Genomic DNA, 815 nt, shown 5'->3' on the forward strand with positions numbered 1-815 from the left:
TTGAAAAGAAGACCATTGTATGTGGCACACAGTAGGCAAGGATAGTCTACATTAGAAAAGAGTAATGCTGGCGTAGCTCAGTTGGTAGAGCAACTGACTTGTAATCAGTAGGTCCCGGGTTCGATTCCTGGTGCCAGCACCACTTAGTCTAATCCCATGCGCTAAAGCACTTGACTTTAGTCATTTCCTGAAAGAAAATGGCGTTTTTTTTTGGAGGGGTTCCCGAGCGGTCAAAGGGATCAGACTGTAAATCTGACGGCTCAGCCTTCGAAGGTTCGAATCCTTCCCCCTCCACCAGTTGAGAAAGAGAAAGGCACGCGGGTGTAGTTCAATGGTAGAACTTCAGCCTTCCAAGCTGATAGCGTGGGTTCGATTCCCATCACCCGCTCCAAGTATTTAATTTTCTCATGGATGTATTGTGTCTGATGCTTAAGGCCCACATAGCTCAGGCGGTAGAGCACTTCCTTGGTAAGGAAGAGGTCGCTGGTTCGAGTCCAGTTGTGGGCACCAAAATTATGATCATTTATTAGGGGAGATTTTCCGATGGCGAAGGAAAAGTTTGAGCGTAAGAAGCCACACGTAAACGTTGGAACGATTGGTCACGTAGACCATGGCAAGACAACGCTGACGGCAGCGATTACAACGATTATGGCAGGCCTGCATGGCGGCACGGCAAAAGCATACGACCAGATCGATGCTGCACCGGAAGAAAGAGAGCGTGGTATTACAATTTCTACGGCACACGTAGAATACGAGTCCACAAACCGACACTATGCCCACGTTGACTGCCCAGGCCACGCGGATTATGTTAAGAA

General features: G+C 48.5%; 1 protein-coding gene and 4 tRNA genes. All 5 read left to right on the forward strand.

The features are described from left to right. Positions 1–66 precede the first annotated feature (66 nt). Positions 67–142 (forward strand) — tRNA-Thr (locus Lrub_RS07755). Between the two features lie 70 nt (positions 143–212). Then, positions 213–297 (forward strand) — tRNA-Tyr (locus Lrub_RS07760). A 20-nt stretch (positions 298–317) separates the two neighbouring features. Continuing rightward, positions 318–391, forward strand: a tRNA-Gly gene (locus tag Lrub_RS07765). A 43-nt stretch (positions 392–434) separates the two neighbouring features. Beyond that, positions 435–510: transfer RNA gene (locus Lrub_RS07770), tRNA-Thr, on the forward strand. A 33-nt stretch (positions 511–543) separates the two neighbouring features. Then, positions 544–815 (forward strand): GTP-binding protein (locus Lrub_RS15100; RefSeq protein WP_420324350.1); only part of this gene is annotated, 272 nt, incomplete at its 3' end.

This window comes from Legionella rubrilucens, assembly GCF_001468125.1.
GTDB lineage: Bacteria > Pseudomonadota > Gammaproteobacteria > Legionellales > Legionellaceae > Legionella_C > Legionella_C rubrilucens.